The organism is Methylobacterium sp. NPDC097929 (assembly GCF_049543375.1).
Classification (GTDB): Bacteria; Pseudomonadota; Alphaproteobacteria; order Rhizobiales; family Beijerinckiaceae; genus Methylobacterium.
The window spans coordinates 18,228-41,298 of the sequence record NZ_JBMVEP010000010.1 but is presented as its reverse complement, the minus strand read 5'-3'; the positions used below and the strand labels follow the sequence as shown (position 1 = coordinate 41,298).

Genomic DNA, 23,071 nt, shown 5'->3' with positions numbered 1-23,071 from the left:
AGACGCTCCATGGCCTCGTCCCCGTTCGATCCCTCGGTCGCCCTCGATCCCCGGCTCGCCGGCCGGCTCGCCTTCCTGCCGCGTCTGCCGAGCAAGGAACCGCTGCCGCCGGGGCGCCACGCGCTCGGTCTGTTCGAGACCCGCGACGCGCTGATCCGCGTGCCCGAGCACATCGACCCGCGCCTGCCGACGCCGCTCGTCGTGCTGTTCCACGGCGGCGGGGGCTACGCGGAAAAGATCCTGCCGATGCTGGAGGAGCATGCGCAGAAGCGCGGCTTCCTGCTCCTGGTGCCCCAGTCGCTGCACCCGACCTGGGATCTCGTGATCGTCGGCAACGGGCCGGACCGCGAGCGGCTCGACCGGGCGCTCGCCGAGGTCGCCGACCGCTTCCTGATCGATCCGCGCCATCTCGCCTTCGCGGGCCATTCCGACGGGGGCAGCTACGCGCTCTCGCTCGGCCTCACCAACGGCGACCGGGTCAGCCACCTGATCGTGTCCTCGGCCGGCTTCATGTCGGTACAGGTCCAGGCGGGCGCCCCGAAGATCTTCCTGTCGCACGGCACGCGCGACGAGCAGATTCCGATCGACCGCAGCGCCCGCCGGCACGCCCGGCTGCTGCGCGAGGCCGGCTACGACCTGACCTATGTCGAGTATGACGGGCCGCACGCCTACAACCCGGACGTGGTGGCCCAGGCAGTCGATTTCTTCCTCGGCGATTTCTTCGGATAGAGCATCGTCCCGAAAGGTGGTCGCCGGCTTTCGGAAAAAGACGATGCGAAACAAGAGGCTCGAACCTCGTGCCGGATACGATATCCGGCACGATGGTCTAGCCGTCCCGGCCGGCTGCGTCGGGTCTTGCAGCGAGACGACACGCTGAGGGAGCGACCCTCCGGTCCCACCGGGGCCGGGGGCATCTTGCCCTCAAGGATCGGCGGTGCGTGAGCGGCGAGCCGACGATCTGGCCCGTAATACGATCTTCGGATGATCGCCTCGGCCTTCGTCCCGCCCCGTCATCGCGAGGCGGAGCCGAAGCGACCCAGCGCGCGACCTGTCCGAAAAGTGCGGAGCCCTGGATTGCTTTCGCTGAGCCTCGCAAGGACGAAGGAAGAGACCGAAGCGATCAGCCGGAAGCCGTATAAGTCCGCGATCGCGTCGGCGGCGCGGCCGCCGTGCCGGACACGCGCGCTCGCACGAAGCACGCTCGGGAAAAACAGCAAAAAACCGGGCCGACGATGCGGCCCGGTCAAGTCATCGGAGGAGGAAAAGAACCCCGGGCGCCTTGCCCGGTCAAGCGTCCCGGGGCGATGCCTCGTCCCGGGAAGGTCTATGGCCGAACGGGTCGGACCATCATGCGCGGCAGTCCCGAAAGCCGGGGCCGCCGCTCTTCACCCGTCAGACCGCGCGGGCCTCGTGCATCGCGGCGATCTGCTCGGGGGAGTAGCCGAGATCCTTCAGGACCTCATCGGTGTGCTCGCCGAGCAGCGGCGAGGCCTTGATGTCGACCTTCGTGTCCGAGAACTTGATCGGCGAGCCGACGGTCAGGTACGAGCCGAGCTTCGGGTGCGGCACCTCGACGATGGTGCCGCTGGCGCGCAGCGACGGATCGGCGGCGATCTCCTTCATGGAGAGAACCGGCGAGCACGGGATGTCGAACTTGCGCAGGATGTCGACCGCCTCGAACTTGGTCTTGTCGGACAGCCAATCCTCGATGAAGGCGAAGATTTCGAAGATCTTGTCCTGGCGGGCGCGGGCGGTGTTGTAGGCCGGATCGTCGATCCACTCGGGCTTGTTGAGGGCCTTGCAGATCGGCGCCCAGGCGTGACCCTGGATGGTGAAGTAGATGTAGGCGTTCGGGTCGGTCTGCCAGCCCTTGCACTTGAGCACCCAGCCCGGCTGGCCGCCGCCGCCCGCGTTGCCGCCGCGCGGCACCACGTCCGAGAACTCGCCGTGCGGGTACTGCGGGTATTCCTCGAGGTAGCCGATGGCGTCGAGGCGCTGCTGGTCGCGCAGCTTCACGCGGCAGAGGTTGATCACCGAGTCCTGCATCGACACGGCGACCTTCTGGCCCTTGCCGGTCTTGTTCTTGGCGTGCAGCGCCGTGAGGATGCCGATGGCCAGGTGCATGCCGGTGTTGGAGTCGCCCAGCGCCGCGGCCGACACGGTGGGCGGGCCGTCCCAGAAGCCGGTGGTCGAGGCGGCACCGCCCGCGCACTGGGCCACGTTCTCGTAGACCTTCAGGTCCTCGTAGTGGTGGCCGTCGGAGAAGCCCTTCACCGAGGCGAGGATCATGCCCGGGTTGAGCTCCTGGATGCGGGCCCAGGTGAAGCCCATGCGGTCGAGCGCGCCGGGGCCGAAATTCTCGACCATCACGTCGGAATCTTGGATCAGCTTCTCGAGGACTTCCTTGCCCTGCTGGGTCTTGGTGTCCAGCGTCAGCGAGCGCTTGTTGGAGTTCAGCATCGTGAAGTAGAGGGCGTCGGCGTCCTCGACGTGGCGAAGCTGGTTCCGCGTCACGTCGCCGGAGCCCGGGCGCTCGACCTTGATCACGTCGGCCCCGAACCACGCGAGGAGCTGGGTGCAGGCGGGACCCGCCTGGACGTGCGTGAAGTCGATGATCTTGATCCCGTCGAGCGGCTGAGTCATCTCGGTTTTCTCCCTATTGAGACTTTGTTTCGGGTCTTCGTTTGTGAAGATCGAAAAATATGACTTGCGGAATATGCCCTGAATGAATGGCTGAAACTTCGTTTGGCCTCAGGCGCAGACGAGCGTGCCCAGAGCCTCCTCCAGCTCCGCCACGCGGCGGCGGAGGTTGCGTTCTTCCTGGAAGCGCTCGGTCTCGTCGCGGATGATCGCGGCGATGCCGGTGACCGCGCCCTCCGCGTCGTGCAGCAGCGCGACGGTGAAGGCGATGGAGAGGGACCGACCGTCCTTGTGCAGGGCCGGGACCTTGAGCAGCGACGTGCCGTAGCGGGTCTCACCCGTGCGCATCGTCTTGGCGTAGCCGTCCCAGTGGCGTCGGCGATGACGCTCCGGGGTGATCAGGTCGAGACTCTCGCCAAGAGCCTCGGCTTGCGTGAAACCGAAGATCCGCTCGGCGGCCGGATTCCAAGTGACGATCCGTCCGTCCGCATCGGAAATCACGACCGCGTCGCCGATCGCCGCGACGAGGCCGGATATGTCAAAGGCCTGGGCCTGTTCCATATCGGCGGCTGCCTCCTTGGCTTCCCCGGTCGAGGCCGCTCTTTACGGTGGCCCATCGATTGGCATCTGGTATACCAAATACGATTAGAAGGTCAAGGCAGGCACGACGCCGCGAACGAGATCCGGCCTCGATCGTTAGGGAGGGGGAGGAAGCCCAGCATGTCGGACAAGCACAGCATCCGCATCCGGCAGGTCGAGGCCTATGCCTTCCGGGTCGACTTCGGCGAAGCCTTCGTGCCGCTGCTGACGGACGAGCCCGTGCCGATCGGCGGCGGGACCGGTCCCTCGCCGGAGCAGGTGCTGATCGCCGCGGTGAGCAACTGCCTGTGCGCGAGTCTCGTCTTCGCGCTCGGCAAGTACCGGCAGGAGGGCGGCGGCGTGAGCGCCGAGGCGATCGGGCGCGTCGCCCGCAACGACGAGGGGCGCCTGCGCCTCGTCGGCATCGAGGTCGACATCGCCGTCGGGGCGGAGGCCGGATCGATGGACCGGCTCGACCGGGTGCTCGAACAATTCGAACGGTTCTGCACCGTCTCCGAGAGCGTCAAGGCCGGCATCCCGGTCACCGTCGCGGTGCGGGACGGGCGGGGCGAGCGCCTCGAGTGAAGCGCCTGACGTGACAGCCACGCGAACGGGAGGAGACGAGCGATGAGCGATCGGGAACCTGCGAGAGAGCCGGAGGATCTGGCTCGGCTCTTTCACGCCCGGGCCAATGCGGGCGACGCGGAGGGCCTCGTGGCTCTCTACGAGCCGCAGGCGGTGCTGGCTGCGGGCGATGTCGTCGCGACGGGCACGGAGGAGATTCGCCGCTTCTACACGGACCTGCTGGCGCGGAAATCCGACTTCCCCGAGCCGGAGACGCTGCCCGCGATCCGCCAGGGGGATCTCGCGCTCACCTTCGCCCGCCTGCCGAACGGCTCGATCTCCGTCGAGGCGGCGCGCCGCCAGAGCGACGGCACCTGGCGCTGGGCGATCGACCAGCTCAAGATCAAGCCCGTCTCCAAGGGCTGACGTTTCGGGCGCCCGGCTGCCGGGCGCCCGTTCTCGTCACGGCGCGGGGACGGGAGATCCGGTCACTCGGCGGAAGCCGAGCGGCGGGACGCGGTGCCGCGCCGATTGGCGAAGACGCCCGGGGCGGTGCCCGGCACGACGACGATGCGACGGACCTCGCCGCGCAGATAGGCCTGCAGGAAGCGGGTGTAGTTCTTGAACACCACGCAGCCGTTGGAGGCGCCGCTCGGGCCGAGCATGTAGGTGTGGGCCAGGATGCCATCGCGTCCGTGGATGGCGCGCGAGCCGCCCACCGGGTTGAGGCGGATCGCCCGCACGCCGTGGAACAGCGCCTCGCGCTCCCTCAGGTCGTAGACGCCGGGCGGGGTGGCGCCGCGCATCCGCACGTGGACGTAGTCCGGATTGTCCTGGGCGACGCCGAGGCCCGAATGGGCTTCCAGCACCTCGCCGCTCGGCAGCGTCACGGTCGCCGCGCTGATGTCGTAGACGGCCACGCCGGGCTCCGCGACCGGACCCGGAACGAGCCGCCGCCGGGCCGCCGAATCGACGGCGCCGCTGTCCAGCGCCGCGTAGGCCATCGCCTTTTCCTGGGCCGGGGCGGCGGGCGAGGCGGGCAGATCGAACATCTTCTCGAAGAACGAGCGGTCGTCGGTGACCGCGGCACTGAACACGCTGCGGGTCGACTCGGCCGCGCGGGGCGAGGACGCCGCCGCGACGCGGGCGCTGCCGAGGCGCGCCGTCTGCATCCGAGGCTCGAAGCGGAACGCCTCGGGCCGGCGCACGGGCAGCGGAACGGTGAGCGCGACGCGGGCCGCGGTGGGCGGGGCGGGGCGGGCGGCCAGGGCCGGGGCGGGCAGTTCGGCCGCGGGGAGGGCGGCCAGGGGCGCGGCGGGCGCCGCGGCTGCCGGCACCGGGGCCACAGTGCGCGGCGCTGCCCGCGTGAAGCCGCGGCTGGCCGTCTGGAGAACGGGGGCGGGATCGAGCATCCAGGCCAGGGCGGCCGCCTGATCGGTCTCTGCCCGCTCGGTGCCGCCCGATGCCTGCGCCCCGTCCATCGCGGCAGGCGCCGCCGCATCCTGCGGCTGCAGCAGGCCGGCGAGCGCCAGCCCCCCGAGGGCGGTCAGCGCGAGCGCCGCGACCGGCAGCCGACGCCGACGGCGGACAGGCCGGGCGGAACGGTTCTGGACGAGCTCGGCGATGTCCATGGAGGCGGTACTCGGTACGCGGATCCCGCACGGCTCCCACCGTCATTCCCGCGGCAGATGCACGGAAATGGCGCACGGGATGGCTTCGCCGTTTAGGGAAGGATCAACCTTAAGCCTTCGTCATTGAACGGGATCTTGGTTAATCTTGCCTAAAAGCGTGCCGCGAAATCGTCGGTCACTGCCGCCCGCGACCGGCCTCCATGTCGCTGAGGGTAAAGGGCGCCGTGTCCGGCCGGACACAGAGAATGTTATGTTGTTACGTTTCGCTCCTCCGGTCGTTGACCGGGTGCCGCATTGCAGCGAAGGTGGTGCGGCCAAGGTTCCCGCGGACGCGTCGCCCGCGGGCTAAGAGGGAATTCGGTCCGTCCTTCGGGGCAAAGCCGGAGCTGCCCCCGCAACTGTGAGCGGTAAGCCCCCGTCGTAAACGGTCACTGGTGCCCCGTGCATCGGGAAGGCCGAGGGGGGTGTCGACCCGTGAGCCAGGAGACCTGCCTCGGCGCGACCATGTTCCCCGGACGGGGTGTTCCGGCGGTGTGCCCGAGCGGCGAGCGCGCGTCTTCGCGCACCGTCGGCCGGGCACGCGCCGCGGCTCCCCTCCGAACAGCCCCGAGCGCGCATCGTGAGAGTCCGGACGAACCTGATTGTCGGCGAGGAAGGCCCGCAGGCACGCCGCCTTGCGCGGCCGGCCCGCGCCGCGATCCTCCACCGGTGGCCGGCGGTTCTGCTCGCTGCGCTGCTGCCGGGCTCCGGCGCGCTCGCGCAGGAATCGGTGACGCTGGAGGAACTCGCGGTCGAGGGTGAGGCCTCCGGCCGCGGCGTCGGCAACGGGGCGCCGGCCGGCGGGACGGCGGCGGCCGGCACGATCGGCCTGATCGGCCCGACGCCGGGGTACCGCGCCGACCGCGCGGTGAGCAGCACGAAGACCGACACGCCCCAGCGCGACGTGCCGCAGATCGTGACGGTGGCCCCGCGCGAGGTCATCACGGATCTCGCCGCCACCCGCGTCGACCGCGTCTTCAACTACACGCCGGGCGTGGCCCAGCAGAACAATTTCGGCGGCCTGTCGGTGTTCAGCTACGCCATCCGCGGCGTCACGACCTCCGAGATCTACAAGAACGGCTTTCCCCTGAACCGCGGCACGCCGCCCCCGCCGGACACGCAGAACGTCGAGCGCGTCGAGGTGCTGAAAGGCCCCGGCGGCGGGCTGTTCGGGCGCAGCGATCCGGGCGGGCTCGTCAACATCGTCACCAAGCAGCCCACGCGCGAGCGCTTCCTCGAGATGGGCGGGCTGTGGGGCTCGTTCGAGCAGTTCCGCGGCACGGTGGATTCCGGCGGCGCGCTCAACGAGGACGGCACGCTCCTCTACCGCTTCAACCTCGCCGCCGGCCGGCAGGGCAGCTTTCGCGACTTCGTGGACGGCGACCGGCTGCTCGTCGCCCCCGTCCTGAGCTGGCAGATCACCCCGGACACGCGGATCACCGTCGAGACGGAGTTCCTGCGCAACCGCATCGTGTTCGACCGCGGCGTCATCGCGATCAACGGCCGGCTCGGAATCGTGCCGATCTCGCGCTTCCTCGGAGAGCCGGGCCAGAGCACCGATCAGACCAACAACACGATGCAGGTTCGCGTCGATCACCGCTTCAACGCCGATTGGCAGATGCGGCTCGCCACCCACTTCAACACCGGCACGCTGGAGGGCGAGTCGGCCGAGATCCGCGCCATCGCCGCCGACAACCGCACCGTTTCCCGCGACCGCAACGTGCGCGACTACCGCTGGGATACGGCGATCGGCCAGGCCGAGGTGGTCGGGCGCTTCGACACCGCCGGCATCGGCCACACGGTGCTGCTCGGCTTCGAGCGCGAGAGCACCGACAGCCGCGTGCTCTACCTGCGCTCGAACTTCCGCACGAACCCCTATGCCATCGACATCTATGATCCGCGCTACGGCCAGCCGCTGCCGCCGCTCACCATCCCGCGCAACAACCTGGAGCGAATCACCAACACGGCGCTCTACGCGCAGGACCAGATCAGCCTCAGCCCGGAATGGAAGGCGTTGCTGGGCGTGCGCTTCGACTTCTTCGAGCAGTCGTTCCGCGAGCGCATCCCGCGCTCCCAGGTGGATCAGACCTATTTCGCGGCCACCCCGCGGGCCGGCCTCGTCTACCAGCCGCTGCCCGAACTCGCGCTTTTTGCCAATGTCGGCACCAGCTTCCGGCCGAATATCGGCCCCGATGCCGCCGCCGTGGCGCTCTCCGGCCCGTTCGCGCCGGAGACCGGCATCGGCTACGAGGTCGGCAGCAAGATCGACCTGTTCGGCGGCGCCCTGGCGCTCACCGCCACCGCCTTCCGGGTCGACCGGGAGAACGTGCTGACGCCCGATCCCAACAACTCGGCCTTCTCGCTCGCCGCGGGCGCGGTGAGGAGCCAGGGCTTCGAGCTGACCGCCGCCGGCCAGATCACGCCGGAGATCAAGCTGCTGGCGGGCTACGTCTATGCCGACGCGGTCGTGACGCGGGACAACGTGCTGCCGGTGGGCACGCCGCTCATCAACGTGCCGCGCCATTCGGGCAGCCTTCTCGCCGTCCACGAGGTGCAGGCCGGGCCGTGGAAGGGCCTCGGGATCGGCGGCGGCGTGCGCGGCGTCGGTGAGCGGGCGGCGGATGCGGCCGACAGCTTCGTCCTGCCGGCCTATGTCGCGGTCGATGCGCTGGCCTATTACCGCTACGAGAACTTCCGCTTCGGGCTGAACGTCGAGAACGTGTTCGACACCGAATATTACGAGAGTTCTCTCAACCGCTTCCGGGTCTATCCCGGCGCGCCGCGCCGCTTCACCGGTACGATGACGGTGCGGTTTTGAGCATGACTCGGCAGGAGGACGCCGTTTCGCGCGCGCGCATCGGCAGCATCGACGCCCTGCGCGGGCTGGTGATGCTCCTGATGCTCGTCGATCACGTGCGCGAGTTCTTCTATCTCCAGGCCCAGGTGAGCGACCCGGTCAATCTCGCGGCGACGCCGCCGGGCCTGTTCCTGACGCGGGCCGCCTCGCATCTCTGCGCGCCGGTCTTCCTGCTGCTCACCGGCCTGTCGGCGCATCTCTACGGGCAGAAGCACGGCGGCCGGGCCGCGACCGCCCGCTTCCTGCTCACCCGCGGGCTCTTCCTGATCGTCCTCGAAGTCACGCTGGTGAACCTTGCCTGGACCCGCAGCCTGCTGCCGCCGATTCTCTACCTGCAGGTGATCTGGGCGATCGGGCTCAGCATGGTGGCGCTCGCCGCCCTGCTCTGGCTGCCGCGGGCGGTGCTGATCGCCCTCGCGCTGGCGATCATGCTCGGGCACAACGCGCTCGATCGCATCGTGCTGGCCCTCGACCAGCCGGGCTACGCGCTCTGGGCGATCCTGCACCAGCGGGGCATGATCCCGCTGCCCTGGGGCGCGGCGCGCACCTCCTACCCGGTGCTGCCCTGGATCGGCGTGATCGCGGCGGGCTACGCGCTGGGGCCGCTCTTCGGAGCAGGGATCGATCCGGCCATGCGCCGCCGACGCCTCGTCGCCCTCGGCCTGACGTGCCTTGCCGCCTTCCTGGCCCTGCGCGGCCTCAACGGCTACGGCGATCCCCACCCCTGGCAGGCGGGCAAGGACTGGGGGGCGAGCGCCCTGTCCTTCATCAACCTGACCAAGTACCCGCCTTCGGCCGACTTCCTGCTCGCGACGCTTGGTCCCGGCCTGCTGCTGCTCGCCGGGTTCGAGCACCTGCCGGCTCGCCTCCGCGGCGGGCTCACCGTCTTCGGCGGAGCGCCGCTGTTCTTCTACCTCGCCCATCTCTGGGCCCTGCGCGGCATCCACGACGGCCTTGCCGCTCTCGGTCTGGCCGGTCCCTCGGGCCGGGTCGAGGTGGGGGCGCCGGTCCAGATCTGGCTGATCGCGGCGGCGCTCGCGCTGGCGCTCTACCCCGCCTGTCTCGGGATGGTGTGGCTGAAGCGGCGCAGCCGGTGGCGGGGGTTGAGCTACTTGTAAAGGCCGACATCCGGGACGTGACCGCGTTGCGTGTGCATCCCCTCGCCCCGCTTGCGGGGAGAGGGCTTCGGCGACCTCGTCGTCGCCGAAGCGAGGCGGCAGCCGAAGGTGAGGGGGCGCATCAGGATGAGCCTCTTCCGTGACCGCCCCCTCACCTTCGCTCCGGCTATCGCCTCCGCTTCCCGCAGGCACGACAGGGTGCCTGCGGGCCTCTCCCCGCGCGCGGGGAGAGGGGGGAACAGCCGCTTACTGATACCCCTTCGGGAACGGGTTCGGCTCGATCAACTCGGGGCTCTCGTAGACCACGTCGAACTGGCCGTCCGCCCGTGCGCGGGCGACCCGCGTCTTCGACCAGAGGTGATGGTTCTCGTGGATCTTCACGGAGCCCTCCGGCGCGTCCTTCATCTCGATGCCGGGGGAGGCCTCGATGACCCGGTCGATCTCGAAGGAGCCGGCCTTCTCGACCGCCGCCTTCCACAGGAACGGGCTCAGGTAAGCCGCCTGCGTGGCGTCGCCGATCACGGTCTTCTCGCCCCAGCGCTTCCTGAAGTCGGCGACGAACTTCTCGTTGGCCGGGTTCTTGAGCGACTGGAAGTACTTCATGCAGGTATAGGCGTCGGCGATGTTCTCGCCGCCGATGCCGTCCACCTCGTCCTCGGTGACGGAGACCGTGACGAGGGTCTGCTTCTTGAGGTCGATGCCGGCGGCCTTGAGCTGCTTGTAAAAGGCCACGTTCGAGCCGCCGACGACGGTCGAGAAGATCACGTCGGGCTTCTTCAGCTTGATCTTGTTGATGACCGAGTTGAACTGGGTGTGGCCGAGCGGGAAGTATTCCTCACCCGCCACCGTGCCCTTCAGCACGCTGGTGATGTGCTTGGTGGCGATCTTGTTGGTGGTGCGCGGCCAGATGTAGTCCGAGCCGACCATGAAGAACGTCTTGGCGCCCTTCTCCTTGCCGACCCAGTCGAGGCCCGCCAATGTCTGCTGGGTCGCCTCCTGACCGGTATAGATGACGTTCTTGGACTGCTCCAGGCCCTCGTAATAGGTCGGATAATAAAGAAGACCGTTGTACTGCTCGAAGACGGGCAGAACCGCCTTGCGCGAGGCCGAGGTCATGCAGCCGAACACCGCCGCGCAATGATCGTTGACGACGAGCTTGCGCGCCTTCTCGGCGAAGGTCGGCCAATCGGAGGCGCCGTCCTCCTGGATGATCTTGATCTGACGCCCGAGCACGCCGCCGGACGCGTTGATCTGCTCGATGGCGAGTTTTTCCCCTTGCGTCGTTCCGGTCTCGGAGATCGCCATGGTGCCGGTGAGCGAGTGCAGGATGCCGACGGTCACCTCCGTGTCGGTGACGGCGAGCGCACTGGCGCCGGCCTGCGCGAAGGCCCGCCCGGGCAGGGCACCCAGCAGCGGGGAGGCGGCGAGGCCCAGCAGGAGCCGGCGGCGGAGATGAAAATGAGCGTCGTTTCGGTCACGCGAGCGCATGTGTCTTCGAAGTCCTTCGAACGTCATTCGGCAGATCGGCTCGAATGACGGCCGTCAGGCCGCCAGATGATGCCAGTGCCCCCGTCCATATTTCTTCTGAAGAAACCAAATTTCATCAAGGGGAATTGCTGTGCGGTCTGCCCATATTTCTTGCGATATGCTGCCTGCCTGGGCGGCGGCGGGCGGTCTCTACTTTCTGCGTCGCCCCGGCGTGCATCCGCTCAGGACCTCGAACACGATCCGGAACACCGCATCCATGCCAGCGGAGAGGGCGCCGCCGTCCGGGGCGAGCAGGCGCAGGCCGAGTCCCGCGCCGTTGGGCAGCGGGCTCAAGCCGGTCAGGCAGCCGACTGCGTCGGCCGCCTGCCTCAGGCGGAGGCCGGCCAAGCGCGCGTCGTCGGGCGCGCCGAGTACGACCATCGTGCCGTAGGCGCGGTGAGGCCCCATCGGCGAATCCGGCGCCGCGAACGCCGTCCCGTCGATGCGGCTGCGCTCCCGCACCAGCGCGCGCCCTTCAGGGGTGCGGATCGTCAGGCCGAGGTCGAGCCGGTCGAACGGACGGCCCTCGCCCGCGGGGTCGTGACAGGCCACGCTCTCGCTGACGATGGCGCGGGCGCCGGGCTCGGCGGTGATCTCGGTGGAGATGGCGAGATGCGCGCCGGGAAACAGGATGAGCGGATCGGGATTGAGCGCGAGGAAAGCATCCGCGGCGACCGTGAGCCGCGTCACTTGGCGTGAGGGTTCGGGGCTGCCGCGGTGCACGACCGTGCCGGCCTGCGTGGTGACGTGGACCCGCGCGCCGGGACGCGCCGCGATGTCGAGGGTGAGGTGATCGGCGGCGTAGAGGCCGCCCGAGGCCGATTGCAAGTAGAGGGTTGCGAGGTCGGGGCTCTCCGGATGCATCCGGAAGGCGCGGGTGATGTGGAACGGGTAGGGCACGCTCTGCCGCGACAGCACGGTGGTGCCGCCGCCGCGGGCGAAGACGAGGGAGGCCTGCACCCGGCGCCCGACCGGCGCGGTTGGGGGAGGCGTCTCGGGAAGGCCGTCCAGCGACAGGGCCATCAGGGCGCGAACAGCACGGCGCGGCAGATCGCGTCGGCCACCGCCTCCACGCCCTCGCCGGAGCGGGCATTGGTGGCGGCCACGGGCTTCTCGCCCCGCACCCGCGCGGCCTCCGCCAGCATGCCGGGCAGATCGACGCCGACATGCGGCGCGAGATCGGTCTTGTTGATGACGAGGAGGTCGCAGCGCAGCACGCCGGGGCCGCGTTTGCGCGGGATGTCGTCGCCACCCGCCACGTCGATCACGAAGATCCACCAATCGACGAGATCGAGAGAGAAGGTCGAGGCGAGGTTGTCGCCCCCCGACTCGAAGATCAGGAGCTGAAGCCCCGGAAACTTTGCCTCGAGATCGTCGCCCGCGGCGATGTTGAGGGTCGGGTCCTCGCGGATGACGGTGTGCGGGCAGGCGCCCGCTTCCACTGCCTCGACCCGGGCCGGGTCGATCAGCCCTGAGCGGCGCAGGCGCTCGGCATCCTCCTTGGTGACGAGGTCGTTGGTGACGACGGCGAGATCGACGCCGCGCGCCTGGAGCGCCGGGATCAGCCGCTCGATCAGCGCGGTCTTGCCGGAGCCGACCGGGCCGCCGATGCCGATGCGGGCGGCGGTGACGGATTCGGGCGGAGCGAGGGAGGGGGAAGCACTCATCGCAGCATGTACCGTTGAGCGAGCGGCAGGACGGTCGCGGGCTCGCAGGTGGCGAGCTGCCCGTCCACGAAGACCTCGAAGGTCTGCGGATCGACCCGGATGTCCGGGCAGGCGTCGTTCCAGAGCATGTCGGCCTTGGTGAGCCGGCGGGTGCCGCGGGCCGGCAGCAGGTTCTTTCGCAGGCCCAGGCTCTCGCGAAGCCCCCCCTCGATCGCCAGCGGGTGGACGAAGCAAGCCGACAGTCCCTGCTTGGCGAGCCCGAAGGCACCCCATTGCGGGCGCATCAGCATCGGCTCGCAGGTCATCAGCGAGGCCGCGGAATCGCCCATGGCGCCCCAGGCGATGAAGCCGCCCTTGATCACGAGTTCCGGCTTGATGCCGAAGAAGGCCGGGCGCCAGATCACGATGTCGGCCATCTTGCCGGGCTCCAACGAGCCGATATGCTCCTGGATGCCGAAGGTGCGCGCGGCGTTGATGGTGTATTTGGCGATGTAGCGCTTGATCCGGGCGTTGTCGCCGAAGCCCCGCCGCTCCTCGGGCAGGGGGCCGCGCTGGTCCTTCATCTTGGAGGCGAGCTGCCATGTCCGGCAGATCACCTCGTGGATGCGGCCCATGCCCTGGCTGTCGGAGCCGAGCATCGAGATCGCGCCGATATCGTGCAGCACGTCCTCGGCCGCGATGGTCTGCGCCCGGATGCGGCTCTCGGCAAACGCCACGTCCTCCGGCAAAGCCGGGTTGAGGTGGTGGCACACCATCGTCATGTCGAGGTGCTCGTCGAACGTGTTGACCGTGTAGGGATTGGTCGGGTTCGTCGAGGAGGGCAGGCAATGGGGCAGCCCCGCCACGCGGATGATGTCGGGCGCGTGCCCGCCGCCCGCTCCTTCCGTGTGGTACATGTGGATGGTGCGTCCGCCGATCGCCGCCAGCGTGTCCTCCACGAAGCCCGACTCGTTGAGCGTGTCGGTGTGGAGCTGGACCTGGAAGTCGTATTCGTCGGCAAAGCCGAGGCAGGCATCGATCGCCGCCGGCATCGCCCCCCAATCCTCGTGAATTTTTAAGCCGAGCACGCCGGTCTCGAGCTGTTCCTTCAAGGCCGCCGGCTTGTGGGTATTGCCGCGTCCCAGAAAGCCGAAATTGACGGGCCAAGCTTCCGCTGCCTGAAGCATCTTTCCCGTGTTGAACGGCCCGCCGGAATCGATGCCCACCGTGATCGGCCCGAGCGAGCCGCCGAGCAGGGTGGTGATGCCCGAGGCGATGGCGTGGTCGGGCAGGCCGGCGGAATCGAAGTGCACGTGCACGTCGATGGCGCCCGGCGTCGCGATCAGCCCCTCGCAGTCGCGCACCGTGGTGCCGGCCGACACGATCAGGCGCGGATCGACGCCGTCCATGATCGCCGGGTTGCCGGCCTTGCCGAGGCCGACGATGCGCCCGTCCTTGATGCCGAGATCGCCCTTCACGATGCCGATCACCGGATCGATGACGAGGACGTTGCAAAGGAGGAAATCGAGCGCGCCTCCCGCCGCCGTGACGCCGGGCGCGAGCCCGATGCCATCCCGAAGAGTCTTGCCGCCGCCGTGCAGGCACTCGTCGCCGTAGACCGCGTGGTCGTTCTCGACCACGGCGACGAGCGAGGTGTCGGCGAGCCGCACGCCGTCGCCGGTGGTGGGGCCGTAGAGGGCCGCATAATCGCGCCGGGGGATCGTGACCATTTTTTGTGACTTTCCCTCAGAACCTGTTCGACGGGCTCATCCCACCCCACCCCCTCATCCTGAGGTGCTGCGCAGCAGCCTCGAAGGAGGGCTCCAGACGTCGCTGAGCGAACCGGAGCCCTCCTTGGAGGCCCGCCGAGGCGGGCACCTCAGGAAGAGGGTGATGGGTGGGATCATCGCAGCATGGTATCGGTTCGATCTCGAACAGGCCCTCAGGCGCCCTTGAAGCCGCGGGCCTTGGCGCGGGCCAGCGCGTCGGCGCGGGCGGCATCCGAGTCGAGCTTGCCCTGCGTCAGGTTGTTGAGGCCGGTGAGTTCCTTCGCGCCGCCGAAACCCGTGAGCGTCACCGTCTTGCGCTGGCCCGGCTCGAACCGCACGGCCGTGCCCGCCGGGATGTCGAGGCGAAAGCCCATCGCCTTCGCTCGGTCGAAGTCCAGCGCCCGGTTGACCTCGAAGAAGTGGTAATGCGAGCCGATCTGCACCGGCCGGTCACCGGTGTTGACGACCTCGAGGCTCACCCGCGGTCGCCCGGCGGCGAGTTCGATCTCGCCCTCGGCCGGCAGAATGGCGCCGGGCTCCAGCGTGTCGGGCTCCGCGCCTTCGGCCGCGCGGATCGGCTCGTGCACGGTGACGAGCTTGGTGCCGTCGGGGAAGACGCACTCGACCTGCAGGATCGGCATCATGGAGGCGACGCCCGGCATCACGTCGCCGGTCGTCAGGATGGTCGAGCCCCAGCCGATGAGGTCGGCCACGGAGCGCCCGTCGCGGGCGCCCTCCAGGATCTCGTCGGTGATGATCGCCACCGCTTCCGGGTAGTTGAGCTTGAGCCCTCGCGCCCGCCGCTTGCGGGCGAGTTCGGCGGCGGTGAAGATCGTGAGCCGTTCCATCTCGGTCGGCGTCAGCAGCATCGGCGCGGCTCCTTCAGTTCGCGAACAGGCGCAGCTCGGCCTGGGCCTGGCGCATCGCGGCGATCTCGATCAGGGGGGTGAAGCCGGCGAGCTCGATCGTGCCCGCCGGCTCGGGCACGGGCCGCTCCAGCAATTCGGCGATCAGCGGCAGCGCGCCGTTCAAAATCCGCTGCGCCTCGATCGCGCCGACGGCGGCGAGCCGCACCGCCGCCGAAGTCAGCCCGCTGGCGAAGAGGTAGCCCGCGACGGACGCGGCCGTGCGCTCGTCGAGGCCGAGCGCCGGCCAGAGCGCGCCCTGGACCGTGGGAAGGTGCCCGAGCAGCCGGCCGGCGCGCACGGAAGCGCGCAGGTCGGCGGCGCCCGGCGTGCCGAGGCGGGTATGCGAGGCCAGCAGCGAGGCGCCGTTGCGGCGGCTGCCGACCCGCATCGGCTCGGCGAGCGAGGCGGCCTCGACCACCGCATCGATGGGCGCGAGGCGCTCGATGGCGCCGCCCGCGCGGTGGGCCAGGATCAGCGCGACCCGGTCGGTCTCGGCCCAGCGGAAGCGCAGGGCCGCCGCGACGGTGCGAGCGAGCGCCGCCTCGTCGAAGGCCGGGGTCTCGGCGACAAGGCCTTCGAGGCCGTTCGAGAAGGCGAAGCTGCCGCTCGGGAAGGCCGTGTCGGCCTGTTGGAGCGCGGTGAGGGCGGCGAGCAAGGCCTCAGGTCTCCTCGGCCGCCGCGTCGACGGAATGGGCGACGCGGCCCTCCGTGACCAGGGCGCCGAGGCGCACGAGGTAATCCTCGGCCGGCCCCTCCAGCGCGACGAGGATCGCGCCGTGATCGAAGCGGACCCGCCAGTGCAGGTTGCCGGCGTGGTAGCCGAGTTCGAGCGCGTCCGCGGCGGAAGCCGGCACCAGCCGCAGCCAGCGCTCCGTGCCGACGCGGGCGACGAGGGCGTGCCCCTCCTCAAGGACGAGCACGGCCCCGTCGAACAGGGCCTGATCCCGCGGCAGGGCCAGCGCGATCTCCTCGCCTCCGACCGTCGTCGCCCGCAGGCGGCGCCGGGCAACGTCGGCGCTTCCCACCCGCAGGATGTCCACCACGCCGTGATGTTCGAGGTGATGCAGGCGTCCGGCGAGGCCCGCTTCCGACCGGCTGCCCAGAACGCGTTGGATCACACGCATACGCCACGACTCCGACGCCAGACTCGAAGGGCGCACCGCGCCCGGTCTCGGGCGGCGGTGCGACGCGCCGGGGGAAATCCCCCCGGGCCACCGAGAGCCGGACGGCCTTCGGCAACGCTTCGGGTGATGCCAGAATCAGGCCAGTTCTAGCGTGCGGAGAACTTAATTTTCTCGCAAAGAAATCATGGGTTGCATCCACGGCGCCTCAGCGCGAGGCGACCCTCGGTGCCGCGTCGCGTCCGCGGCCCGGGACGACGACCACGCGGCGGATCTCGCCGCGCAGGTAGGCCTGCAGGAACTTGTCGTAATCCCTGAACGAGATGCAGCCGTTCGAGGCGCCGTTCGGACCGAGCAGGTAGGTGTGGGCGAGCAGGCCGACGCGGCCATGGATCGCCTCGCTGCCGCCGAGCGGCGTGAGGCGCAGCGCCCGCACGCCGTGGAACGGGGCCTCGCGCTCGGTCAGGTCGTAGGTGCCCGGCGGGGTGGAGCCGCGCATCTTGAGGTGGACGTAGCGCGGGTCGTCCATGCTCTCGCCGAGGCCGGAATGGGCCTCCAGACGCTCTCCGCTCGGCAGGACCACGCTCTGCGCGCTGATGTCGTAGACGGCGATGCCGCCCTCGACGGCGGGAGCGGCCGGCGGAACCGGCGCGGCGAGGCGTCGGCGGGCGGCCGACTCGGCGGCGCCGTTTTCCAGGGCGGCGTAGGCGAGGGCGGGGGCCGGGGCGGCGGGCCTCTCCACACCGAGCAACTTCTCGAAGAAGGTGCGGGTGTCCTCCACCTCGGCCGGCGTGACCACCGCCGGCGCGCGGCGCGCGGCCAGCCGCTCCGCCCGCCGCAGAGCCGTCGCCGCCCCGAGACTCGTCAGTTCCGGCGGGCGCCGCAGGGGCAGGGGTACGATCTGGGCGAGGAGCACCGTCTCCTGCGCGGCCTCCGGCAGCCAGAACGGCTCCGCCAGGCCGAACCGGGCCTCGGCCGGAGCGGACAGGGTCCGCGGCGTCCACTCCGCCAGCGGAGCGGCCGGCGGCTCGGTCGCCTCGTCGGGAGAAGGACGCGTGTCCTCCTGCGGAGAATCGATGTCCCGCTCGGTGATGGCGGCAAAGGTCGTGGGCTCGGGCCAAGTCACGGGATGCGCCTCGGCCGTCTCGTCCGGCCGCGCGGTCGGGGGCGCGAGAGGCGCGGAGGCGTGCAGGGTCAGCGCCGCGGCCAGGAACCCGGCGGCGGGCAGTGCCCGCGAGAGAAGAGGATGTGCCATGTCGCGCCGCCCCGGGTCCCGCGCGACCTTGCCGGCCGCTGCGGATGCGATGCGAGACGGGCTTTGAGCGCCGACTCGCCGATCGGCGGCAGAGTGGCCGGGGGCGCTCGGCGATTTCGGGGCGAGATCATGGTCCGGGCGGGGTAAAACTTGAGCGACCTTCGGGCCGCGGGCTCAACGATGCCGCGATTCAAGCTTTCGCAATGCCCGCACAGCGTATCCGCAAGGGTCCGGCGGCAGCCCCGATCGCCGTCCCGGGCGGTGAAATCCCATCCTTCGCCGCGGTGGGGACGGAAGCCGCGAATCTGCACACCCCACCTGAAGTAATCAAATGCCTTCGATCTGCACGGCGTCGTACTCGTTGCGGTGAGCGGCCCGTGGAATAAGAGCTGCGGCGGCAACACATGTTCGTTTCTCGCACGCCTCGAACTGTCTGATTCCAGACCCTACTCCGCACGCATGCACAATCTAGTCGCCTTCGACAGGTAATCCGGTATGCGACAGGAACCTTCTCTTGCTCCGTTCCTGATCCGCGGCCTTGTCTGCTTCCCCGACCTACAAGAATCATCTGCTGGCCCGCCTCGGGGAGGAGGATCTCGCGCTGCTGCGGCCGGATCTCGAACCGCTCGACATGCCGCTGGGCATGGTGCTCGTCGCGCCGTCCGAGCCGATCGCCTACGCCTACTTCCCGGAGGTCGGGCTCTGCTCCGTCGTCGCCTCGCAGGGTGAGAATCACATCGAGATCGGCCTGTTCGGCCGCGACGGACTCGCCGGCGTCGTCCTGGCCCTGGGGGTCGACCGCATTCCGCACCAGATCTTCATGCAGGTGGGCGGGCGCGGCCACCGCATCCGTGCCGACGCGCTCACGCGGGCGATCGAGGCCAGCGCCTCGCTGCGCCGGCTGCTCCTGCTCTACGCCCAGGCCTTCCTGCTTCAGGTCAGCCAGACGGCCCTGGCCAATGCCCGGGCTCCGGCCGAGGAGCGGCTCGCCCGCTGGCTCGTCATGTATCACGACCGCCAGGACGGCGACGACCTTTCGGTCACCCACGAGTTCCTGTCCATCATGCTCGGCGTGCGCCGTCCGACCGTCACGGTCGCCCTGCAGATGCTGGAGGGGGCCGGCCTGATCAGGGCGCGCCGCGGGCGCGTCCTCGTTCTCGACCGCGCCGGCCTCGTTGCGGCGGCGGGCGAGGCCTACGGGCCGGCCGAGGCGGAGTACGAGCGCCTGATCGGGGCCCTGCGCCGAACCGCGTAGCGGCGCGTCAGGCCGGCGTGTCGCAGGGAATTTCGGTCAGTACCTCACCCGCCTCGTCGGTGATGACGAAGACATCGCGCTGCCACGCCCGCGGCGGGCCGTAGACATGGGGCAGGCGCCGCATCTCGCGCAGGGTGTCGAGGACGAGGGCGCGGGCGGCCGCGAGGTCGGGCAGCGCGTCGCCTTCCCCGTCGCGGATGAGCACGCCGTTGCGGCGGATGTTGAGGAAGTATCGCGGCAGGATCAGGCCTCCGCCAGCGAGCGTTCGTATTCCGTCTCCGCCGGCCCGTAGGTGTCGCCGGCGAACTCCATCAATTGCTCCCGGTCGAGCACGGTGATGCGCCCGCGCTTGGCCCGGATCATCCGGGCGCCCTCAAGGATGTGCATCGCCGTAGTCACGCCGGGCCGGCGCACACCGAGCATCATCGCCATGAAGTCGTGCGTGATCGGTAATTCGTCCCTGCACAGGCGATCCTGTATCATCAGAATCCAGCGAGCCAGCCGCGCCTCGATGTTGTAGTCGGCCGTCGCGTAGACGGTTTGCCCGACCTGCACGATCAGGCTCTGGACGTAACGCCCGAGAATGCCCCGCAGTGCCGGGCTGTCATCGAGTGCCGCACGCAGTTCCGATGCCGCGATGCGCAGCATCGGGCCCTCCGCCTGCACCATCGCGGTGTGCGGCGTGCGATCGGTGCCGAGGACCAGCGAGGTTCCGATGATCCCCTCGTAGCCGACCAGCCCGACCTCGACGCGGCCCTCCCGGGTGTCGGCGACGAGGGAGACGAACCCGTCCTGCGCGAAATAGGCGTGGGTGATCGGCTGGTCGGCCGCGATCAGGATCTGCCGCACATGGCCCGGCACGCCCTCCAGATGCGGGCTGAGCCGGGCGAAATCGTCCGGTGTCAGCGCGGCCAGGAGGCGGTTGCGGACGCTGGATTGTTGAAGCTCAGACACGATGCGGCTCCGGCCTGGGTGAGGGCGCGCGGTCTCTCGACCGTGCGCCCGGACCCTCGGGAACCGATCTCCTGCCTGTCATGTTCTCGCGTGCCGACCCGCATCGGCCGCCCGCGGCGGCGGATCAGGGCGTGATCGCGATCTTCAGCACGCCGTCGCGCTGGTGCGCGAAGAGGTCGTAGGCCTCCTCGATCGCCTCCAGGCCGAAGCGGTGCGTGACCAGCGCGCGGGCATCGATCCGGCCGGAGGCGACGACCGACATCAGGCGGCGCATGCGCTCCTTCCCGCCGGGGCAGAGCGTGGTGACGATGGTGTGGTTGCCGAGCCCCGCCACGAAGGGGCCGAGCGGGATGCGCAGATCCTCCGAATAGACGCCGAGGGAGGCGAGCGTTCCGCCCGGGCGCAGCACGCGCAGGGCGGCCTCGAAGGTCGATTGCCGCCCCAGCGCCTCGATCGCCACGTCGACGCCACGGCCGTCGGTGATCCGCAGGATCGCATCGACCGGATCCTCCTTGGAGAAATCCACGATGGCGTCCGCGCCCATGCTGCGGGCGACCTGCTGGCGCTCGGGCACGCATTCCACGGCGATGATCTGCGTGGCGCCCATCAGCCGTGCGCCGGCCGTGGCGCACAGACCGATCGGCCCCTGGGCGAAGACCGCCACCGTGTCGCCGATCCGCACGCCGCCGCTCTCCGCCCCGGAAAAGCCCGTCGACATGATGTCGGGACACATGAGGACCTGCTCGTCGCTCAGGTCGTCCGGAACGGGGGCGAGGTTCGTCATGGCATCGGGCACGAGGAGGTATTCGGCCTGGGAGCCGTCGATGGTGTTGCCGAAGCGCCAGCCGCCCATGGGCTTGAAGCCGTACTTCGTGTCCGGACCGTCCTGCGAGAGGCAGCCGCAGAGGCAGGCGGCGCTGTGCCCTGACGGCGTGATCGCGCCGGCCACCACCCGCTGGCCCTCCTGGAATCCCGCGACCGCGCTTCCGAGCCGCTCGATGATCCCGACCGGCTCGTGGCCGATCGTCAGACCGCGCGCCACCGGGTACTCGCCCTTGAGAATGTGGATGTCGGTGCCGCAGATCGTCGTCGTGGTGATGCGGATGAGGGCGTCGAGCGGCCCGATCTCGGGGACCGGCTTCTCATCCAGCACGATGCGCCCCGGCTCGACGAAGATCGCCGCCTTCATGCGCCCCGCGCGGGCTCGGTTGCGCTCGGTGATACGGGTTTCGGCCTGACCGTTCATGCCCTGTCTCCATTCAGGGCCCCCCGAACCTCAACTCGCGAGACGACGGAAAGTTGTTCGAGCGTCTTCGTGCGCCACAGTTGATTGTACGTGCGGACAAATCTTCCGCCCCGGCGCCGGCCTCCGGCAGGCGATGCGGGGCGCCGGATCGACCCGGTGCGGATAATCTCCGCCGCGCGCTGTCGGATTCGGGCGCCGCCGTGCGTCCTGAGGACAGCGCCTCGGCAAAAGCGCACTGGCAAGATCGTTCGGCCCGAGAAGGAGACGCCATGCTCTACACCATCCTCTGCTACAAGGACGAGGATGTCGTCACCGCCTGGAGCGAGGCGGACGACGCCGCGGTCATGGCCCGGCTCGGCCGCGTGCACGAGCGGCTGGAGGCGCAGGGCAAGCTCGGGCCCTCGCTGCGGCTCCTGCCGACGACCGCCGCCACGACCCTGCGCAAGTCGAGCGAGCCGCCGCTGATCATCGACGGGCCCTTCGCCGAGACCAAGGAGCAGCTGCTCGGCTTCTACGTCGTGGACGTGGCCGATCTCGACGAGGCCTTGGAGATCGCCCGCGACCTTGCCGCGGCCAATCCCGGCGGTGCCTACGAGCTGCGCCCGGTCCTGCTCTACAATCCCGATCCGAGGCGCGCCGGATGAGCGGGGTCGAGCCCGACGCCGCCTGGATCGCGGCCGCCCTCACGGCGGCCCGGCCGCAGGTTCTGGCCGCCCTGCTGCGGGTCTTCCGCGATCTCGACACGGCCGAGGAGGCCTTCCAGGAGGCGTGCCTGCGGGCGCTGCGGACCTGGCCGCGCACGGGGCCGCCGCGCACCGTCGCGGCCTGGCTGATCCTGGTCGGCCGCAACGCCGCCCTCGACGGTCGGCGCCGCCTCGCCCGGCTGACGCCGCTGCCGCCGGAGGAGGCGCTGTCGGACCGCGACGACGCCGAGGCGCCGCTGGCCGAACATCTCGACGACGCGTCCTACCGCGACGACATCCTGCGGCTGCTGTTCATCTGCTGTCATCCCGATCTGCCGGAAACGCAGCAGGTCGCCCTGGCGCTGCGCATCGTCTCGGGCCTCGGCACGGCGCGCATCGCCCGCGCCTTCCTCGTCACGGACACGGCCATGGAGCAGCGCATCACCCGGGCCAAGGTGCGCATCGCCCGCAGCGAGGTGCCCTACGAGACGCCGGGGCCGGCCGAGCGCGCCGCGCGCCTCGCGGCGGTCTCGGCCATGCTCTACCTCGTCTTCAACGCCGGCTACTCGGCCGGGACCGGCTCGGAGCGGGCGGAACTCTGCGACGAAGCCATTCGTCTGGCACGCCTGCTGCTGCGCCTGTTCGGCAGCGACGCGGAGGTGATGGGGCTCCTGGCCCTCATGCTCCTCCAGCATGCCCGCTCCCCGGCCCGGTTCGATGCGGACGGTGCGATCGTCCTGCTCGACGACCAGGACCGGGCGCTCTGGCGCGCGTCCATGATCGCCGAGGGCCTGGCCCTGGTGGACAAGGCGATGCGCCACCGCGCACCCGGCCCCTACCAGATCCAGGCGGCGATCGCCGCGCTCCATGCCCGCGCCGCGCGCCCCGCGGAGACGGACTGGGCCGGGATCGCGGCGCTCTACGCCGCCCTGGAGCGCCTGCAGCCCTCGCCGGTGGTGAGCCTCAACCGGGCGGTGGCGGTCGGGAAGGTGGAGGGTGCCGAGGCCGGGCTCGCCCTCGTCGAGCCGCTCGGCGACCGTCTCGACGGATACTTCCATTTCCACGGCCTGCGCGGCGCCTTCCTGATGCAGCTCGGCCGGCGCGCGGAGGCGCGGGAGGCGATGGGGCGGGCCATCGCCCTGGCCGGCACGCCGGCCGAGGCGGCCCATATCCGGATGCAGCTCGACCGGCTGAGCGAGGGGATGAAAGAAAATCTCTGAGCGGTTGTCGGATGCCGCCGAGCTTGCACGTCCTTGGGCCGAGGCCGCCGAGATTGGGA

At 69.9% G+C, this 23,071-nt stretch carries 22 protein-coding genes and 1 riboswitch; of the genes, 8 read left to right on the top strand and 14 right to left on the bottom strand.

The features are described from left to right. Positions 1-9 precede the first annotated feature (9 nt). Positions 10-729, top strand: a complete 720-nt coding sequence (locus ACPCJR_RS19990; protein ID WP_391514547.1) for an alpha/beta hydrolase — start codon at positions 10-12, stop codon at positions 727-729. A 663-nt stretch (positions 730-1,392) separates the two neighbouring features. Here the strand turns inward: ACPCJR_RS19990 and frc are convergent. Further along, on the bottom strand, positions 1,393-2,643 hold the full coding sequence (gene frc / locus ACPCJR_RS19985; RefSeq protein ID WP_391514549.1) for a formyl-CoA transferase: 1,251 nt from the start codon (positions 2,641-2,643) through the stop codon (positions 1,393-1,395). Between the two features lie 108 nt (positions 2,644-2,751). Then, positions 2,752-3,201: a PAS domain-containing protein gene (locus ACPCJR_RS19980; protein ID WP_391514550.1), complete on the bottom strand. Its 450-nt coding sequence runs from the start codon at positions 3,199-3,201 to the stop codon at positions 2,752-2,754. 159 nt (positions 3,202-3,360) lie between these two features. Here ACPCJR_RS19980 and ACPCJR_RS19975 point away from each other — a divergent pair, with 159 nt between their 5' ends. Together ACPCJR_RS19975 and ACPCJR_RS19970 are read left to right on the top strand one after the other, a co-directional pair. Continuing rightward, on the top strand, positions 3,361-3,804 hold the full coding sequence (locus ACPCJR_RS19975) for an OsmC family protein (RefSeq protein WP_391514552.1): 444 nt from the start codon (positions 3,361-3,363) through the stop codon (positions 3,802-3,804). A gap of 42 nt (positions 3,805-3,846) precedes the next feature. Continuing rightward, positions 3,847-4,209 carry a YybH family protein gene (locus tag ACPCJR_RS19970; protein ID WP_391514554.1) on the top strand — a complete coding sequence of 121 codons (363 nt, stop codon included), beginning with the start codon at positions 3,847-3,849 and terminating at the stop codon, positions 4,207-4,209. Positions 4,210-4,271: 62 nt separating this feature from the next. On the opposite strand, the gene ACPCJR_RS19965 is transcribed toward ACPCJR_RS19970, so the two are convergent. Next, positions 4,272-5,414 carry a DUF2778 domain-containing protein gene (locus ACPCJR_RS19965; protein WP_391514556.1) on the bottom strand — a complete coding sequence of 381 codons (1,143 nt, stop codon included), beginning with the start codon at positions 5,412-5,414 and terminating at the stop codon, positions 4,272-4,274. Positions 5,415-5,714: 300 nt separating this feature from the next. After that, a riboswitch (cobalamin riboswitch) is annotated at positions 5,715-5,924 on the top strand. Between the two features lie 211 nt (positions 5,925-6,135). On the opposite strand from ACPCJR_RS19965, the gene ACPCJR_RS19960 reads away from it, so the two are divergent. Together ACPCJR_RS19960 and ACPCJR_RS19955 are read left to right on the top strand one after the other, a co-directional pair. Further along, on the top strand, positions 6,136-8,271 hold the full coding sequence (locus tag ACPCJR_RS19960) for a TonB-dependent siderophore receptor (RefSeq protein WP_391514627.1): 2,136 nt from the start codon (positions 6,136-6,138) through the stop codon (positions 8,269-8,271). Positions 8,272-8,273: 2 nt separating this feature from the next. Continuing rightward, positions 8,274-9,428, top strand: a complete 1,155-nt coding sequence (locus ACPCJR_RS19955; RefSeq protein WP_391514558.1) for a DUF1624 domain-containing protein — start codon at positions 8,274-8,276, stop codon at positions 9,426-9,428. Between the two features lie 246 nt (positions 9,429-9,674). On the opposite strand, the gene urtA is transcribed toward ACPCJR_RS19955, so the two are convergent. From urtA to ACPCJR_RS19915, 8 genes are all read right to left on the bottom strand, one after another. After that, the gene (gene urtA / locus ACPCJR_RS19950) at positions 9,675-10,916 is read right to left on the bottom strand and encodes an urea ABC transporter substrate-binding protein (RefSeq protein ID WP_391514559.1); all 1,242 of its coding nucleotides are present in this window, start codon (positions 10,914-10,916) and stop codon (positions 9,675-9,677) included. 189 nt (positions 10,917-11,105) lie between these two features. Beyond that, complete coding sequence (locus ACPCJR_RS19945; RefSeq protein WP_391514561.1) at positions 11,106-11,978, bottom strand: urease accessory protein UreD; 873 nt, start codon at positions 11,976-11,978, stop codon at positions 11,106-11,108. Continuing rightward, positions 11,978-12,622 carry an urease accessory protein UreG gene (ureG, locus tag ACPCJR_RS19940; RefSeq protein WP_391514563.1) on the bottom strand — a complete coding sequence of 215 codons (645 nt, stop codon included), beginning with the start codon at positions 12,620-12,622 and terminating at the stop codon, positions 11,978-11,980. Before ureG ends, ACPCJR_RS19945 begins: the two co-directional genes overlap by 1 nt. After that, a complete protein-coding gene (gene ureC / locus ACPCJR_RS19935; protein WP_391514565.1) occupies positions 12,619-14,331 on the bottom strand; it encodes an urease subunit alpha in 1,713 nt (570 codons plus the stop codon). The genes ureG and ureC overlap by 4 nt, the downstream gene beginning before the upstream one ends. A gap of 212 nt (positions 14,332-14,543) precedes the next feature. After that, on the bottom strand, positions 14,544-15,239 hold the full coding sequence (locus ACPCJR_RS19930; RefSeq protein WP_391514566.1) for an urease subunit gamma: 696 nt from the start codon (positions 15,237-15,239) through the stop codon (positions 14,544-14,546). Positions 15,240-15,252: 13 nt separating this feature from the next. Next, positions 15,253-15,933 (bottom strand): urease accessory protein UreF, encoded by a 681-nt coding sequence (locus ACPCJR_RS19925; protein WP_391514568.1) that lies wholly within the window; start codon positions 15,931-15,933, stop codon positions 15,253-15,255. A 4-nt stretch (positions 15,934-15,937) separates the two neighbouring features. After that, the gene (gene ureE / locus ACPCJR_RS19920; protein WP_391514570.1) at positions 15,938-16,402 is read right to left on the bottom strand and encodes an urease accessory protein UreE; all 465 of its coding nucleotides are present in this window, start codon (positions 16,400-16,402) and stop codon (positions 15,938-15,940) included. Between the two features lie 205 nt (positions 16,403-16,607). Next, a complete protein-coding gene (locus ACPCJR_RS19915; protein WP_391514572.1) occupies positions 16,608-17,654 on the bottom strand; it encodes a DUF2778 domain-containing protein in 1,047 nt (348 codons plus the stop codon). Between the two features lie 538 nt (positions 17,655-18,192). Between ACPCJR_RS19915 and ACPCJR_RS19910 the strand changes: the two genes are divergently transcribed. Next, on the top strand, positions 18,193-18,909 hold the full coding sequence (locus ACPCJR_RS19910) for a Crp/Fnr family transcriptional regulator (RefSeq protein ID WP_391514574.1): 717 nt from the start codon (positions 18,193-18,195) through the stop codon (positions 18,907-18,909). Between the two features lie 7 nt (positions 18,910-18,916). Here ACPCJR_RS19910 and ACPCJR_RS19905 read toward each other — a convergent pair whose 3' ends face one another. From ACPCJR_RS19905 to ACPCJR_RS19895, 3 genes are all read right to left on the bottom strand, one after another. After that, the gene (locus ACPCJR_RS19905; protein ID WP_391516817.1) at positions 18,917-19,150 is read right to left on the bottom strand and encodes a DUF6894 family protein; all 234 of its coding nucleotides are present in this window, start codon (positions 19,148-19,150) and stop codon (positions 18,917-18,919) included. 2 nt (positions 19,151-19,152) lie between these two features. Further along, positions 19,153-19,863 (bottom strand): Crp/Fnr family transcriptional regulator, encoded by a 711-nt coding sequence (locus tag ACPCJR_RS19900; protein ID WP_391514576.1) that lies wholly within the window; start codon positions 19,861-19,863, stop codon positions 19,153-19,155. Positions 19,864-19,987: 124 nt separating this feature from the next. Beyond that, entirely contained in the window at positions 19,988-21,109 is a 1,122-nt protein-coding gene (locus tag ACPCJR_RS19895) for an NAD(P)-dependent alcohol dehydrogenase (RefSeq protein WP_391514578.1), read from the bottom strand. Positions 21,110-21,378: 269 nt separating this feature from the next. Here ACPCJR_RS19895 and ACPCJR_RS19890 point away from each other — a divergent pair, with 269 nt between their 5' ends. After that, complete coding sequence (locus tag ACPCJR_RS19890; protein ID WP_391514580.1) at positions 21,379-21,753, top strand: YciI family protein; 375 nt, start codon at positions 21,379-21,381, stop codon at positions 21,751-21,753. Further along, positions 21,750-23,012, top strand: coding sequence for an RNA polymerase sigma factor (locus tag ACPCJR_RS19885; RefSeq protein ID WP_391514582.1), 1,263 nt, complete (start codon positions 21,750-21,752; stop codon positions 23,010-23,012). Before ACPCJR_RS19890 ends, ACPCJR_RS19885 begins: the two co-directional genes overlap by 4 nt. Positions 23,013-23,071: the final 59 nt, after the last annotated feature.